Genomic DNA, 15,698 nt, shown 5'->3' on the forward strand with positions numbered 1-15,698 from the left:
GAGGAAGTAGCATGACCTACACCCAAGCCCAGATCGACAAAGCCAATGCGGTGGATTTGGAAAAATTTCTCCGGGCACAGGGCGAAACGCTGGTGCGCAGCGGAAAAGAATACCGCTGGAAAGCCCACGACAGCCTGACCGTTTGCGGAAACAAATGGTTCCGGCACAGCCAGAGCAAGGGCGGCTTGCCGGTGGATTTCGTGATGGAGTTTTACGGCAAGTCCTTCCCTGAAGCGGTGCAGATGCTGACCGGAGAGCCGGGCGAAGTTCAGCCGGAGGCTGACCCCGCCCCCTCTCCGGCGTTTCGTCTGCCGCTGCGGAACGTCACCAACGCCAACATCCTGAACTATCTGACACAGGAGCGGAAACTCAGCCCCTCGCTGGTGAACTTCTTCATCGTTGCCGGAGATATTTACGAAGACGCCGCCCATCACAACGTGGTCTTTGTGGGGCGGGATGCAGATGGACACCCACGCTACGCAAGCAGCCGTGGCATCCATGAGAAGTTCCGGCAAGATGCAGCCGGTGCAGAAAAGGCATTTGGCTTTGCCCATCGTGGCACCGACAAACAGTTGCTGGTCTTTGAAGCGCCCATCGACCTGCTGTCTTTCATCGAACTGTTTCCGAAAAACTGGCAGCAGCACAATTATCTGTCGCTGGGCGGGGTGTCGGGCAAGGCGCTGCGGCAGTTTCTCTCAGAACGCCCGGACGTGGAGCGGGTGTTCCTTTGTCTGGATGCAGACAAAGCCGGAGAGGATGCCTGCAAGCGTCTGGCTGCTCTGCTGCCGGACACCGTGAACGTGACCCGCATCCAGCCCTGCATGAAGGATTGGAACGAAGTTTTGGTGCACCGGGCAGAGATCCCGAACCGCAATTATTTCAAAAGCATCGTGCTGAAAGAGCCGTCAAAACCGGAAACGGTGAAGATCATCCGCATGAGCGACGTGGAACTGACCCCGGTGGACTGGCTCTGGAAACCGTATCTGCCCTTTGGGAAACTAAGCGTGCTGCAGGGCAATCCGGGCGAGGGCAAGACCTACTTTGCTATGCACCTTGCCGCCGCCTGTACCAACGGAAAATTGCTGCCCAACATGGAGCGCATGGAACCCTTCAACGTGATCTACCAGACCGCAGAGGACGGTCTGGGCGATACGGTCAAGCCCCGCCTGATCGAAGCCGGGGCAGACCTTGACCGGGTGCTGGTCATTGATGACAGCGATGTGCAGCTGACACTCTCCGATGAACGAATTGAAAAAGCCATTGTCGAGAACAACGCCCGACTGGTCATCATCGACCCGATCCAGGCGTATCTCGGTGCCGATGTGGACATGAACCGGGCGAACGAAGTCCGGCCCATCTTCATGCGGCTGGGACAGGTAGCGCAGCGAACAGGCTGCGCTATTTTGCTGATTGGGCACCTGAACAAAGCCGCCGGAATGCAGAGCCTGCAGCGGGGTCTCGGCTCCATCGACATTGCTGCCGCCGTGCGCAGCGTCATGTTCATCGGCAAGCTGAAGCACGACCCCACCATGCGCATCTTGACCCATGAGAAAAGTTCTCTTGCCCCGCCGGGAGCGTCACTGGCGTTCTCTCTGGGGGACGAGGGTGGCTTCCGCTGGGTCGGCGAGTACGACATTACCGCAGATGAAATGCTGTCCGGCATCGAGCCGCAGCGGGAAACCAAGACCCAGCAAGCCAAAGACCTGATCTGCGCCCTGCTTGCCGGAGGAAGGCAGGTGTTCAGCGAGGACATCGACAAGGCGGCGCTGGAAAGGGGCATCCCCGGTCGAACCGTCCGGGATGCCAAACGTGAACTGGGCGATGCCCTGAAAAGCAAGATCGTGGAAGGCCGCAAAAAGGTCTTTTGGATGGAATAAGCCATTTGACTGGCAGAAAATTTTGGCTGGCAAGAAAATCATGGTACACCCACCGTTGCCAGTCTGCCAGCCAAATTTTGAAAATGACGATTTAAGGAGGAATTGAATGGAGAATCAGAATTCGAGTTATTCGGTACAGATTGGCAAGACCACCTTTATTGTGTGTGTGAAGCAGTCCGAAACCGCCAAAAAGCCGATTGAAAAGATGTTCAAGGATATGTGCAGACATGAGGTCACAAGGGACTTCCTTGCAGACAACCTGATGAATTTAGAAAAATTACCGAAAACCTCTTGACGAAGTCCAGCCCGAGGGTACAGGCTATCGGGCGAGAACGAGATTTGCAAAGTTCTTCAATTTGCCGGAACTGATGTCCATGTTCAAGGAGGTTGCGGACATTAAAACTAGCGACCAGCTTCATCTGCCGGTGCCGGTCGCAAAGTTTGAAACCGTGGTGGCAAAGCCGTCCGAAATTCAAAAGGAAATGGTGCAGGAACTGAGCAAACGTGCCGCAGATATCCACTCCGGCATCGTGGATGCGTCCGTGGACAATATGCTCTGCGTCACCAATGATGGTAGAAAGATCGGTCTGGATGTGCGCCTGATGAACCCCATGCTGCCGGACGACCCCAACAGCAAACTGAACGTATGCGTTCAGAATGTGCTGAAAATCTGGGAGGAGGGCAAAGATCAGAAGCTGACACAGCTTTTGTTCTGCGACCTCTCCACCCCGAAAAATGACGGTAACTTCAACGTCTACGATGACATTCGCAAAAAGCTGATTGCTGCCGGAGTGCCGGAAAACGAGATCGAGTTCATCCACAACGCCGACACCGAAGCGAAAAAGGCGGCATTGTTCTCCAAAGTACGATCCGGCGATGTGCGAGTTTTGCTCGGAAGCACTGCAAAAATGGGAGCGGGCACCAACGTCCAGTCCCGGCTTGTGGCGGTGCATCATCTGGATGTTGGCTGGAAGCCCAGCGACATGACCCAGCGCAATGGTCGCATCATCCGGCAGGGCAATATGAATAAGGAAGTCAAGGTGTTCAATTACGTTACGGAAGGGACATTTGACAGTTATTTGTTCCAAACTTTGGAAAACAAACAGCGATTTATCAGCCAAATCATGACTTCTAAATCCCCGGTGCGCTCCTGTGAAGACGTGGACGAGCAGGCGCTTTCTTATGCGGAGATCAAGGCACTGTGCGCCGGAAATCCGCTCATCAAGGAGAAGATGGATTTGGATGTGCAGGTTGCAAAGCTGAAAGTGCTGAAAGCCGACCATCAGAGCCAGAAGTTCCGTTTGGAAGATAAGCTGTTGACGAAGTTCCCGGCTGACATTCGGGAAACGAACGCCTATATTGCTGGGGTGAAAGCGGACGCACAGCTTGCCGCCGCCCATCCGCAGGTGCAAGAGGGTTTCTGCGGCATGACCATCAAGGGCGTGACCTACGATGAGAAAAAGACCGCCGGTGAGTGTCTGGTGCTTGCCTGCTCCGAACTGCCCAACGCCGAAGAAAAAGTGATCGGCAGCTACCGGGGCTTTGAACTTTCCCTGCGGTTCGATACCTTCCGCAGTGAGTATCAGGCACTTTTGAAGGGGCAGCGAAAGTACACGGTGCCTTTGGGCACCGACCCTCTGGGCAACATCATCCGTCTGGATAATTCCCTGAACAACTTCCCGGAGCGCATCACCGCCGCAGAAAACGAACTGGATACTCTGCATCAGCAGCAGGCGGCGGCGCAGATCGAGGTGGAAAAGCCCTTCCCACAGGAAGAAGAACTGGCAGAGAAGTCAGCCCGCCTTGCCGAATTAAACGCCCAGTTGGATGTGGACGAAAAGAGCCACGACCCGGAACAGGATGAGGAAGAACAGGAGGACGCACCTCGCCGCCCCTCGGTGCTGGCGGCACTGGAGGAAAAGTCGGACAAGCCGGAGCCGGTGAAGCCCTTCCGCAGTTATTACGACAAGGACGGTGATGCCCGGTGAGGGAAAAGCGGGATGAAATCATTATCCTGAGAACAACAAAAGCTGAGAAAAGCCACATTTATGAAAAGATGTTGGGCATGGGCATCCGCAGCCTGAGCGCCTATATCCGCAAGATGGCACTGGACGGCTACTGCCTGAACCTTGACCTGCCGCAACTGCGGCGCATGGCGTATCTTTTGCAGATGTGCAGCAACAACCTGAACCAGTATGCCAAAGCTGCCAATGAAAATGGTCGGGTCTATGCTGCGGACATGGAGGACCTGCGGCAGAGGCTGGATGAGCTGATTGACATTGGCAGAAAAATTCTCGCACGGCTGGCAGAACTCTAAAATTTCCCCCCGCAGTTGGAGGGTTGCGGGGGTACATAAGGGACAATACCATTGACAGGCTCATGCACTATCCATATACTGAAAGCAGAAAGGCGGTGTCAATATGAAATTCGTAGCAAAGGTTCTCCTGTTTCCTGTGGTTCTCCTGAGTGCGTTTCTGGTGCTGATGCTGAAATGGACACTGAACCTGTCAGCGTTTGTGCTAGCACTGCCTATGCTGTATATTTTCGGCTGCGGTCTTTATACGCTGTACTGCCGGGAGTGGCTGCAGTTTTTGATTTTGCTGGTGGCAGAGTTTGGCTGCTTTTCGCTGATTTTTATGGGTGCTTTGATCGTAGAGGCAGCGGAGCGTTTTAATGGCTGGATTGCCGGATTGTGAGGGATTCGATGGACACGGATGCTATGACCGACTATTATTGGGAAAATCTGAAAGATATTCTTCAACGACAATTTGCAGACGATGATGAATACCATGCACTGATCCAGAAAAAGATCACCGCAGAGAATGCGCTGAAAGCTCTTATCAGCGAAGAAGCATGGAGCCTCTATCTGGAATTGGATGCAATCAGTAACGAATTAGAGAGTGTTCGGCTGGAAGCCATGTATTTGACAGGTGCTGCCGATCACGAAAAATTATCCAAATAGTCCTAATGCCGCCGATGTGCGGCATTTTCTTTTTGAAAGGGGGTGGTGGCACTGGCAGCAACACGGTTGATTCCCATGCGGAAAAATAAAGGAAAGTCCATCGGGGTTTGTCTGCATAACCATACCAGCTATATCCAGAACCCGGACAAGACCGAGCAGGGCGAACTGGTCAGCAGCTACCAGTGCAGCCCGCTGACCATAGACGAGGAATTTCTGCTGACGAAACGGCTGTACGAGCAGACCACCGGGCGCAGCCAGAAAAGTGATGTCATCGCCGATCAGGTGCGGCAATCCTTCAAGCCGGGGGAGGTCACGCCGGAGGAAGCCAACCGCATCGGCTACGAGTTTGCCGAGCGTTTTTTGAAGGGCAAGCACGCTTTTATCGTTGCTACCCACACTGACCGGGCGCACATCCACAACCACATTATTTATAATTCCACTGCCTTGGATGGGACCCGGAAGTTCAAAAATTTCTGGCTTTCCACCTTTGCAGTACAGCGGTTGAGCAATCTGATCTGCTTGGAACACCAGTTGTCCGTCATTGAGAAAAAGCCCTATCGGGAACGGCAGAAGCGCATCGTCTACCCACCGAAAGAAAGTAACCGTGACCGCCTGTGCGGAATCATCGACACCATCCTTGCACAGCAGCCGAAGGACTTTGAAGTTTTTCTGCAAAAGCTGGAGCAGCAGGGCTATGAGGTGAAGCGTGGTAAGCACACAGCGGTGAAGGGCGCACGGCAGAAGCGCTTTATCCGTTTCCGCACACTGGGCACTGGGTACAGTGAGGACGAGATCAAGGCAGTGCTGGCGGGAAAGGCTGAGCACCAGCCGCACCAGAAGCAGCCGCTCAAAGAACAATCGTTCCAGTTGCTGGTGGATATTCCACAGAAAATGGCGGCAGGTAAAAGTGCCGGCTACAAAAAGTGGGCAACGAAGTTCAACCTGAAAGAAATGTCCAAGACGCTGCTGTTTTTACAGGAGCAGAAAATCGGCAGTGCCGAGGAACTGCGAGAACGTGCAGCGGCGGCAACGGAACGCTATCATGCCATGGGCGATTCCATCAAGGCGGCAGAAGCAAGGCTGACGGAGATTGCCGTGCTGAAAACCCACATCATCAACTATGCCAAGACTCGCTCGGTCTATGATGCCTACCGCAAGTCAGGGTACAGCAAAAAGTATCTGGAAGCCCACCGGGAGGAGATCACCCTGCACAAGGCGGCGAAAACGGCGTTTGATGAATCCAATTTGAAAACGCTCCCAAAGGTCAAGGAGTTGGATGCGGAGTTTGCAGAACTACTGACCCAAAAGAAAGCAGCCTACCCGGACTACCGCAAGGCACGGAACGAGATGCAAGAACTGGTTCGGGCACAGAAAAACGTGGAACGATTTTTTGCGGAAGAAAAGCCAGCACAGGAGAACGAGCAGGCTCGATAAGAACAAATTGCCGGGAGTTGACCGTAAGAGGTCTGCTTCCGGCAATCTTTTTTTCGTTAGTTCAATCTTTAACGGAATTGTTCATCTCTTTCGATTGTGTATATCGGTGTGGCTAACAGGTATTCTATGGAGTGTAAAGAACACGATAGGATGAGGTTGCACTATGAAAGAGCTTTTTGGACAGCGACTACGGGAGCAGCGGATACAGCATGGGTTGACGCTGGAACAGCTTGCGGAAAAATCCGAACTTTCTTCCAACTATATCGGCATGGTAGAGCGCGGCTTAAAGGAACCCGGTCTTGCCACCATTGTTAAACTTCTGAATGCTCTGAATATTTCCGCAGACACACTGCTGCGCGATCTGGTTCCCAGCGCATCCCATGTGACCGACGATGAAATCTGCAAGCGGCTGGAAGGTTTGACTCCCATCCAGAAAAAAGCGGCACTCGATCTGCTGGACACCTATATCGGCAATCTTCCTTATCTCACAAACGAGGAATAAAATCACAAACTTTGCAAGCGCATCGGCTGAAATTTAGCCGGTGCGCTTTTCTTTTGCATTCCTTTCGGCTATAATAGTTCTTATAGAATGCATTGTTTTCTAAAGAGTTGATTGTTTTGGGGGTCAAGATGAGAGAACTACGGTACAGCATTTTAGCCGATATTCAGGATGCGATCGAGCAGGCAAAACAAGGCAAGCTGGCGTTATTCTGGCAGCGTACCATCCAGCGGGAATATTCCGGCAAGAAAGTCACGCCCGATGAGCAGCAGGCGTATGAGCAGTTGCAGAGTATTCTCTCCGAAGTGCTGCAATGGAGCGGTGAAGAAGATCTCCGCCATAACATGGAGAACATCGGCGGCAGGGTCTGGTTCTGCCATTTCTGGATTGACCACGATTCCATGGTGCAATTGACGGAAGATCGCAACGGCAGATTTCATGTTGCCTACGTTCTGGACAGAAACACTTCCCCGGAGATACGCCGAGAAGCTGCGCTGCTGGCACAGAAAGAACTTGCGGAGTGTATGCAGGAATGGGGCGTTTTGCTTCTGGATGCGCCTGCCCCGGAACAAATGAAGTATGCTTCTCTGGCAGAAGCTACATCGCACCTTATGCAAGTTCTCAATGACCCTGAACGTATCATCGGATAAAAAGTGTCCCGCCGGGACGCGCAGCCTGCATTGAAAAATGCAGAACAAAGGGGTTTGGGGCACTTCCCCAACAAGCATTTTGCAACGCAAAAAGTGTTTTTGTATAGACGAAAACATTGCTTGCTGGCACTGCGTACCGTAATACTCCCGCTTTAATTTTCACAGGTAATTTCTCCAACATCAGATTCCATCGGTGCCGCACTTTGGTTTTCTGCTCTTTTCCTATACTGCGCTGGACTGATGCCATACTCCTTTTTGAACACCCGGCTAAAGTAGAGCTGGTTATCGTACCCCACGATCTCAGCAATCTCACCGACACTGTAATCGGTATTTTCCAACAAGCTCTGTGCGTTGACCATCCGCAAGGAGAGAAGGTACTGCGCCGGACTTATCTTCATGTGCTGTTTGAAATTACGAATGAACCAGTTCGTACTGATATGCAGCGATTCGGCATACTGCGCCACGCTGATCTTCGTATTGTAGTTTTCGTTAAAATAAGAAACCGCCATCTCAATTTCTTCGGGGATCGTCACGGTATAGTTTTCGCCGTTCTGCTGCTGGCGGCTGACAAGCAACAGAATGTTGTTGAACAACGAAGCGATGTAATCTTCATACCCGTATTCGCATTGCTGAAGTTCCCGAATAATTTTTCGGAACGACATCTTATACTCCGGTAGGGTTCCACTGTAAAAGACGTGCTGATCCAAAGAGATGCCATGGTACTCCAGAATGTTCTTAACGTCATAGCCGGTAAAATGAACCCAGAACACCTCCGGGTGCTCTTCAACATAGTAAACGTACTTTTGAACCTCTTTGGGCTTGTAAAGCACCATGTGTCCAGAAGTCACCACTTCCTCAACACCATCGAACCAGAAATGCGCCTTGCCCGATGCCACATATAAGATCTGATAGTCTCTGCGGCCCTTCTTCCAGTATGTCGGCAGCATGGGACGCTTTTTCAGACGGTAGGTGCCGCAGCTTCCTACCACCAACGGTTTTGTGTAATCCTTGAAATCAAGACGAGAGTTGTTTAAGTAGCCAGAGTTGAAATACATCTCAATACCATCTTCTTTCTTAAAGACTTCGCCGGAATCGGAATGCGTTCTGTTTGATTTCCACAAACTGTGTGATTTTGTGCATACTTTGTTCCATTTTTTCAATATGATTTTGTCAATATAAATTTTATAATACTTTCAGACAAAACGCAAGAGAATTTGGCATCTTGCTGAAAAAGCGTAAGCCTTGTAAAATCGAAGTAAATGAGGAGAAACGGAAAATGACGGAAAAGCGCTATTTGAAATGGTACAACAAAGTTGGCTATGGTTCAGGCGATATTGCAGGCAACGTGGTGTATGCATTCCTGTCATCCTTTGTAATGATCTATCTGACCAACACGGTTGGCTTGAACCCCGGCATCGTCGGCACCCTGATCGCAGTCTCCAAGCTGCTGGATGGTGTAACGGATATCTTCTTTGGCTCTTTGATCGACAAAACGCACTCTAAGATGGGCAAGGCTCGTCCGTGGATGCTGTACGGCTATATCGGCTGTGCCATCACGCTGGTGGCTATTTTTGCAATTCCCACGAATCTCGGTCAGTTTGCACAGTACGCATGGTTCCTGATTGCGTACACGCTGCTGAACGCCGTGTTCTACACCGCCAACAACATCGCTTATTCCGCCCTGACCGCTCTTGTGACCAAGAACAGCGCAGAGCAGGTCGAGATGGGTTCTTGGCGTTTCATGTTCGCATTTGCAACCAGTTTGCTCATCCAGTCCATTACGCTGGGTGCTGTCACGGCACTGGGCGGTGGTGCTGCTAGTTGGCGCACTGTTGCAATCATTTACGCCATCATCGGTCTGCTTGTCAACACCCTCTCCGTTTTCTCCGTGAAGGAACTGCCGGAAGGCGAACTGGTTGACACCAACGACAAAAAGGAAATCGAGCAGGACGAAAAGTACAATCTAGTTCAGGCTGCAAAGCTGCTGGTTGGTAACAAATACTATATGATGATTTGCATCACCTACATTTTGCAGCAGATCTACGGTGCCATGATCAGCATGGGCACCTACTATGCAACCTATATTCTCGGCAACCAGAATCTGTTTGGCGTGTTCTCTTGGGCAGTCAATATTCCTCTGATCATCGCTCTGGTATTCACCCCGACGCTGGTTGCCAAATGGAGCGGAATGTACAAGCTGAACGTCATGAGCTATACTCTGGCAACCGTTGCCCGTGCTCTGGTCGCTGTGGCAGGTTATATGGGCAGCGGTAATGTTCCCCTGATGCTGCTCTTTACCGCAATCGCTGCTCTGGGTCAGGGTCCTTGGCAGGGCGACATGAACGCCGTGATCGCAGCCTGCTCCGAGTACACTTGGCTGACGAAGCATAAGCGCGTGGATGGCACGATGTACTCCTGCACTTCTCTGGGCGTAAAACTTGGCGGCGGCCTTGGCACCGCCATCACCGGCTGGCTGCTGGCTGCAAGCCATTTCGATAGTGCGCTGGCTGTCCAGCCCGAATCCTGCATCTCAATGCTGAAGATCATGTATCTTGTGATTCCCTTCGCTCTGGATGCAATCATCACCTTCATTCTGTCTCGTCTGAAAGTTGAAGAAGCAAACAAACAGTTTCGTGCAGCAATGAAAAATTGAGAACAGTTCCTGCTCTCTCGACCCATAAGACACCAAGACCCACACGACACAATCGTGTGGGTCTTGGTGTTGCCTTGGAAGAAGCCCCGCCGAAGAACATCTGCCCGGCATTATACAAGCGAAAGAATGTATGAAAAAGAAGAAAACCATCTCTGAGGAGCAGCATTATCTATGTGAAATCGGTCTGGAAAAGATGCCCTATCGGTCTTCCTGGCTTTTCAAATCCTATACGGAGGAAAGCCTCACACACATCACGATTACGGCCTATTATAATGTGGATGAGGCTTTTCTTCAAGCTTCCACTGCAGCATGGGGGAATCTATGGGATTGCCGTGCCGCGCTTCGCAAGTTGGTATCCTCTGTCTGTCTGGAAAGCGATTTGAACCTTCCGTTCGGAAAAAACGGAAAATTCTTATTCCAACTTGGGTATACTCCTGTTGTGTCCGACATGAAGAAAATCGTTCAGAAAACTGCCGCATTGTCTTTTCCTAAATGGGCGTTAGCCGTATGGGATATGGATACTGCAACATTGTATATGGTCAAATACGACAGACGTCATTGATTTTCTTTGTTTATCTGTGATACCATTCGTTACGAGACCTCCAACATTGCTCTCTTCGCCTATGGTGGAGACTCCGGCACTCAAAGAAATTTTCCGAAAAACACAACGAGGTGACCATTTTTGAAACGTCGAACTTTTCTTGTCTGCACCGCTGCACTTTTTTGCGGTGCGCTTCTGGCAGGAGGCTGCACTCAAAAAACTTCTCAGCCCGTCCTTCAGCAAATTGAATACTCCAATTTGGCAGATTCGGATACACAAGATCTTCTTTCCAAGCTTTTGCAGGATGCCGGCGTATCCGACCTACGGATACAGACCTTCTTTGATCATGTGCAAAAGTTCAACAATACTGTGGACCCGGCATGGCTCACCACAGGGTTTGAAAATGCCAAGCCTTTGGATCTGAAATACGATCCTTACTCCATGCAGGACGCATGGACGGAAAAATATGACGCCTTCCCCGGCTGGAACTGTCGGATCACTGCCTGTGGGCTGTTCGGTGATTTTATCACTGTCACGGGCAAGGCAGACCTTGACTCAGCCGAGGACACCCTGTTTATGGACTATGAAACGCTGGATTCTGACCCGGAATCCCTTTGCGGCGACGAACGGCAAAAGTTTGATGCACTGTTCGCTCCGGTTAAAACCACCAATACAACCGATATTCCTACCCATTTGAAAACGATTCAACGGGAATGGAAGAAACGCGGTCTCTCCTTCGTTGACGATGATAAGATCCGTCTCGTCTCCGTAGTCCTGCACGATCAGTTCTCTGAAACGGACAATTCTCTTATGATCGGTCATGTCGGCGTTATGTTTCCCACATCAGATGCAGTATATTTCGTCGAAAAGGTCGCTTTTCAGGAGCCGTATCGCTTGTTGAAGTTCAAAAATCGAACCGAGTTGAGCGATTATCTGATGCTGAAATACGACAACTCGTGGGGACAGGATACCGCCCACACCTTTATTATGGAAAATTCAGACCTGATGGACGGCTGGCGCATTCTTGACGAACAGAAAGACGCAAGCTAAAAGCATCGCATTCGTTGGGAGCCGTTTAGTCTGACTGATCATTCGCCCTCTGATACCAAAAAGACGCTGCAACCTCTTACCCAGAGGCGGCAGCGTCCTTTTTATATCGGAATGTTTGGTTCGCAGGGGGGGACTCCGGGCTTATGACAGGGTATGTATAATGTGCAGAGCCATATCAACATTTTCTTTGTCCACAAACACCTCTGTGACATACCTCGGTTTTATGCCGAGAGTTCCAATTCTCGCTTGGTCAAATGTGTTATGCCGATTGACATCTTTGGATTTGCAATAGAATTTAATTCCAGCTGCCGCCAACGCATCCGTGATGCGATTGCATTGGTAAGGGTCAGAAACTGTTGCAACTAACGATTTAAAAAAATGCTCTAACATAAAGAGACCTCCTTGTAAGCTGTATGATAGACCAGCCGCTTGTAGGTATTATAAGCGGCTATAAATTGTTCTTCTTCGCTTTTATCTTCAAGGACAGTTAAGTACACAGAAAACAACACAGCTGCCTCCAATTGATTCGTATGAATCGGATATGGTATGCCACAGCCAGAAAATGCTGCGGAGCAGGAACTTTCCGCTTTTCTGGTGATAGCACAAATGATGGCACAAAAAAGCAGCGTTCTGATTTTGCAAAAGCGAAAATGAGAACGCTGCCGTCTATCGTGCCGTATTCGATTTTCGATGTGCCGTTATTTTAGAGATGTCTCTTATAGGGATACGGAGTGTGTCAAAGTTCAAACCGATGAACACATCCATAAAACCCATCTTATTTCACAGCCTGTTTCAGCCGCTCCAGATCATCTGCATCCGGGTGAGAAAGAGCCTTGTCGAAATTCTCGATCATTGCGTTCAGATTGGGCAGATGAAGCGGCTGTTTTTTCATGTTCTCATACCGCTGGCGTACCGACATCGGCATCTTTCCCTGACACATGAAGCTGCCGATCACCGTGTTGCTGCTGTGCAGATCTTTCTGCACAGCTTTCAGGATCTTGTTAAAATATTCTTCGCTGCCGCCAAAACCAGCGGTACCAAACAAAAACACCTGTTTTCCCCGCAACTGCTTCAAAAAGTCCGAAGTGCTTTCATCTGCTTTTCCCTTGTCCGTCCAGAAGCCCACATAAAGAGTGTCCGCTTCCATGGCGGCAGGGTTCGGGTTGCCAAAATAACAGCACTCTGCCTGCGGCAGGCAGCTGTGCAGTGTGTCTGCCAGTAATTCCGTGTTTCCTGTTTTGCTGCTGAATACGATTGCGTAACTCATAACTTTTCCTTTGGAGCTGTTGGCTCTCTTTGTTTACAACATTTCCCAGTTGATTTTCCGATCCCGATAGAAGTACTCCTTGTCACGTTCGCTGATGGGGCGCAGCACACGACACGGGTTGCCCACTGCCACCACATCGGCAGGAATGTCCTTTGTCACAACGCTTCCCGCACCGATCACCGTGTTATCCCCAATAGTAACACCCGGCACCACGATCACGCCAGCACCCAACCAGCAGTTGCGTCCGATGCGGATGGGCAGATTGTACTGGTATGCTTTCTCACGCAGTTCCGGCAGGATCGGGTGGTTTGCGGTTGCAAGGACACAGTTCGGGCCGATCATGGTGTGCTCCCCAATGTAGATGTGGGTATCATCCACGCAGGTCAGCCCGAAGTTGGCATAGACATAATCGTCCATGTGAACGTGCTTTCCGCCCCAATTGGCGTGAAATGGCGGCTCGATCCAGCAGCCTGTGCCGCACTCTGCAAGCATTTCTTTCAAAAGCTGCGCCCGTTTTGCGTGTTCGGAAGGGCGGGTATGATTGTAATCATACAGCCGCTCCATGCAAAGCTCCTGCTCTGCCATGATGGAATCATCCGTGGGGTCATAGACTTGTTGGCTGTGGATCGCATTTTCAATCAGCATCTTGTAGCCCTTTCTTTTTTGCAAATCGTTCTCACTTACAACGGGTGCAACTATGCTTATGCCTTTTGGGTTTCTTTTTCTCGCAAAGCATCATAAACGCAGCGGGTTCCCTGATGTGCCATCAGCCCGCCCAGACATTTTTTGTTGCAGCGGACGCAGCGGTATATCGGTTTTGCCTGCCCATTTTTCAGCTTGTTCACCCAATCTGGGTCTGCCAGAAGCTGGCGGCTCATGGCGGCGCACTGGATACGTCCATCGAAAAGCTGCTGCTCCACAAAATCCGGGTCGTTCAAGCCGCCCACCCCGCAAATGGGGAGATCGGTATACTGACGCACTTCGTTGCAGAACTTGAGGAAACAACCGGGATGACCAAAGTACGGGTGGTTTGCAGGAGGAATCGTATTTTCCAACGCCGAATGGTTCGCCAAGGTCACATGGAAGCTGGTTACGCCTGCCCGTTCCAGCAATGGCACGAAAACAGGCAGTTCTTCTTCTACAAGGTCACCAAGTTAAAACTGTTCTTATGACCGGCTCCCACCTTTTTGAGGTAGAATGCACAGCAGTATAGCGCACTCATTTGACAAGGTCAAGTGGTATCTCCCGTTATTTACGAAAAATTTACAGTGGTATCCTGTGTATTTTTAGGCATCTCTTTTCGAGGAAGAACTGTTTTCTCTCCGCAGACGCATAAAACACAGCCAGAGGTAGAAATCTGCACGTTTATTATAATAAGCCGACCTTTCTCCGTAAACACTTTTGACAAATTCCAGTGATTTTGTGCATATTTTGTTGTATTGTCTCCATATACTTTCCGGCAGAAGCCTCTATAATAGGTACTGTATCCTGCGTAACGCCTTATATTGTGTGGAGAAAGAAGTATATGAAACCTAACAAGGAAGCAAATAAGCCAAGGATCACCTACCGCTACTATGAGCTGCCGGAAGGCGAACTGGTGCAGGCCATTACAGGAGAGGACTGGGTCTGCACCTATGGCACCTATGCCGAGGATGTCCATTTCCACAATGTTATGGAGATTGGTATCTGCCGCTGGGGGCAGGGTCTCATGGTTCTGGAAGATCAGCGCATCGACTATACCGATGGTGCAGTTACAGTGGTTCCCGCAAACTGTCTGCACACAACTTTGAGCCGTGATAAAAGCCTGAACTCATGGGAATATCTCTTCTTTGATCCTGCCGGAATCCTGAACAGTGCCTTTCCAAACGACCCTCTGTTTGTAGAATCTGTTCTGCATCGGCTCTCCAGTGAGGCTCTATGCCTTCCGCAAGAGGATGCAGTAGAACTGGAACGGCTTATTACCATGGTGCTGAACGAATGCCAGACAAAGCATGAGTACCATAAAGCCGTGGAACAGAATCTTATGACATCGCTGCTGCTCCTAATCACCCGCAGCTATACGGAGAAGAAAACCCATATCCGCCCCATGACGGTTGGACTGCAGCAGATCATACCCGCTATTGAATACATCGGGATGCACTATATGAATCCAATCTCCGGGGAAGATCTTGCGTCCATCTGTTCCTTGAGCGAGGCACAGCTGCGCCGTAAGTTCAAAGAATATCTCAATATGTCGCCAGTTGAATATCTGACGATGGTACGCATCCAGAAAGCCTATGAACTGCTCAATTCCACCAATTATCCCATGACGGAGGTTGCTCTGCGGGTCGGATATCAGGATGTTTCCTCCTTCAACCGCAATTTTCAGAAGATCATGGGCGTTTCGCCATACCAGTATAAGAAAAACAACAGCGACTACCGTGGTCGAGTATTGGACAAGAAGATCTCTGCCAAGAAAGGATGGAAGCATCCATCCGATCCATAAGAGAAAGACTTTTTGGCATTGTGTCGAAGAAAACTTTTCTTCTTTGGTCAAGATGACGAAGCCATCGTTTTACGCGCAGAAACACGGCCGGATTCTGATTGAATCTGCGTGTTTTTTGATTGGATGCACCCGCATTTCAACCGCAAAACCTGTTACAATGACTACAACAAACGAGAGCTTGGAGAAAAGAATTGTTCAACTTGTGAATGTGTTCGATTCTTTCTTCAAATTTCTCGGATTCGTCAACTTTTTTAAGGTTTCATGAATGAAGGAGAAGGCA

At 50.3% G+C, this 15,698-nt stretch carries 18 protein-coding genes; 13 read left to right on the forward strand and 5 right to left on the reverse strand.

Annotated elements, in window-relative coordinates; genetic code table 11:
* Positions 1-11: 11 nt before the first annotated feature.
* The 9 genes from CGS49_RS10590 (at position 12) to CGS49_RS10630 (ending at position 7,422) form a co-directional block, all read left to right on the forward strand.
* On the forward strand, positions 12-1,877 hold the full coding sequence (locus CGS49_RS10590; protein WP_097801783.1) for an AAA family ATPase: 1,866 nt from the start codon (positions 12-14) through the stop codon (positions 1,875-1,877).
* A gap of 106 nt (positions 1,878-1,983) precedes the next feature.
* Complete coding sequence (locus CGS49_RS10595; protein WP_097779733.1) at positions 1,984-2,172, forward strand: transposon-encoded TnpW family protein; 189 nt, start codon at positions 1,984-1,986, stop codon at positions 2,170-2,172.
* Positions 2,173-2,233: 61 nt separating this feature from the next.
* The gene (locus CGS49_RS10600; protein ID WP_242975443.1) at positions 2,234-3,865 is read left to right on the forward strand and encodes a helicase C-terminal domain-containing protein; all 1,632 of its coding nucleotides are present in this window, start codon (positions 2,234-2,236) and stop codon (positions 3,863-3,865) included.
* The gene (locus CGS49_RS10605) at positions 3,862-4,194 is read left to right on the forward strand and encodes a plasmid mobilization protein (protein WP_097801784.1); all 333 of its coding nucleotides are present in this window, start codon (positions 3,862-3,864) and stop codon (positions 4,192-4,194) included. Before CGS49_RS10600 ends, CGS49_RS10605 begins: the two co-directional genes overlap by 4 nt.
* Positions 4,195-4,297: 103 nt before the next feature.
* Positions 4,298-4,573 carry a hypothetical protein gene (locus tag CGS49_RS10610; protein ID WP_097801785.1) on the forward strand — a complete coding sequence of 92 codons (276 nt, stop codon included), beginning with the start codon at positions 4,298-4,300 and terminating at the stop codon, positions 4,571-4,573.
* A gap of 23 nt (positions 4,574-4,596) precedes the next feature.
* Positions 4,597-4,839 carry a hypothetical protein gene (locus tag CGS49_RS10615; RefSeq protein WP_143405853.1) on the forward strand — a complete coding sequence of 81 codons (243 nt, stop codon included), beginning with the start codon at positions 4,597-4,599 and terminating at the stop codon, positions 4,837-4,839.
* Between the two features lie 75 nt (positions 4,840-4,914).
* The gene (locus CGS49_RS10620; protein WP_242975444.1) at positions 4,915-6,273 is read left to right on the forward strand and encodes a relaxase/mobilization nuclease domain-containing protein; all 1,359 of its coding nucleotides are present in this window, start codon (positions 4,915-4,917) and stop codon (positions 6,271-6,273) included.
* Positions 6,274-6,436: 163 nt separating this feature from the next.
* On the forward strand, positions 6,437-6,775 hold the full coding sequence (locus CGS49_RS10625) for a helix-turn-helix domain-containing protein (protein WP_097801787.1): 339 nt from the start codon (positions 6,437-6,439) through the stop codon (positions 6,773-6,775).
* Positions 6,776-6,903: 128 nt separating this feature from the next.
* A complete protein-coding gene (locus CGS49_RS10630; RefSeq protein WP_143405854.1) occupies positions 6,904-7,422 on the forward strand; it encodes a hypothetical protein in 519 nt (172 codons plus the stop codon).
* 152 nt (positions 7,423-7,574) lie between these two features.
* Here CGS49_RS10630 and CGS49_RS10635 read toward each other — a convergent pair whose 3' ends face one another.
* A complete protein-coding gene (locus tag CGS49_RS10635; RefSeq protein ID WP_343215870.1) occupies positions 7,575-8,543 on the reverse strand; it encodes a helix-turn-helix domain-containing protein in 969 nt (322 codons plus the stop codon).
* A gap of 155 nt (positions 8,544-8,698) precedes the next feature.
* Between CGS49_RS10635 and CGS49_RS10640 the strand changes: the two genes are divergently transcribed.
* The 3 genes from CGS49_RS10640 to CGS49_RS10650 all read left to right on the forward strand — a co-directional run bounded on the left by CGS49_RS10640 (position 8,699) and on the right by CGS49_RS10650 (position 11,666).
* Positions 8,699-10,075 (forward strand): MFS transporter, encoded by a 1,377-nt coding sequence (locus CGS49_RS10640; protein WP_097801790.1) that lies wholly within the window; start codon positions 8,699-8,701, stop codon positions 10,073-10,075.
* Between the two features lie 130 nt (positions 10,076-10,205).
* A complete protein-coding gene (locus tag CGS49_RS10645; protein ID WP_097801791.1) occupies positions 10,206-10,637 on the forward strand; it encodes a hypothetical protein in 432 nt (143 codons plus the stop codon).
* A 120-nt stretch (positions 10,638-10,757) separates the two neighbouring features.
* A complete protein-coding gene (locus tag CGS49_RS10650; protein ID WP_242975445.1) occupies positions 10,758-11,666 on the forward strand; it encodes a DUF4300 family protein in 909 nt (302 codons plus the stop codon).
* Between the two features lie 141 nt (positions 11,667-11,807).
* On the opposite strand, the gene CGS49_RS10655 is transcribed toward CGS49_RS10650, so the two are convergent.
* The 4 genes from CGS49_RS10655 to CGS49_RS10675 all read right to left on the reverse strand — a co-directional run bounded on the left by CGS49_RS10655 (position 11,808) and on the right by CGS49_RS10675 (position 14,045).
* A complete protein-coding gene (locus CGS49_RS10655; RefSeq protein WP_097801792.1) occupies positions 11,808-12,056 on the reverse strand; it encodes a putative signal transducing protein in 249 nt (82 codons plus the stop codon).
* Positions 12,057-12,441: 385 nt separating this feature from the next.
* On the reverse strand, positions 12,442-12,933 hold the full coding sequence (gene bilS / locus CGS49_RS10665; protein ID WP_097801793.1) for a flavodoxin family protein BilS: 492 nt from the start codon (positions 12,931-12,933) through the stop codon (positions 12,442-12,444).
* Between the two features lie 33 nt (positions 12,934-12,966).
* Positions 12,967-13,578 carry a sugar O-acetyltransferase gene (locus CGS49_RS10670; RefSeq protein WP_097801794.1) on the reverse strand — a complete coding sequence of 204 codons (612 nt, stop codon included), beginning with the start codon at positions 13,576-13,578 and terminating at the stop codon, positions 12,967-12,969.
* Between the two features lie 56 nt (positions 13,579-13,634).
* Positions 13,635-14,045: an oxidoreductase gene (locus CGS49_RS10675; RefSeq protein ID WP_430407825.1), complete on the reverse strand. Its 411-nt coding sequence runs from the start codon at positions 14,043-14,045 to the stop codon at positions 13,635-13,637.
* A 413-nt stretch (positions 14,046-14,458) separates the two neighbouring features.
* Between CGS49_RS10675 and CGS49_RS10680 the strand changes: the two genes are divergently transcribed.
* Positions 14,459-15,418 (forward strand): AraC family transcriptional regulator, encoded by a 960-nt coding sequence (locus CGS49_RS10680; RefSeq protein ID WP_097801795.1) that lies wholly within the window; start codon positions 14,459-14,461, stop codon positions 15,416-15,418.
* Positions 15,419-15,698 lie beyond the last annotated feature (280 nt).

It is taken from the genome of Faecalibacterium langellae (assembly GCF_002549775.1).
In the GTDB taxonomy this organism is placed as follows: Bacteria; Bacillota; Clostridia; order Oscillospirales; family Ruminococcaceae; genus Faecalibacterium; species Faecalibacterium langellae.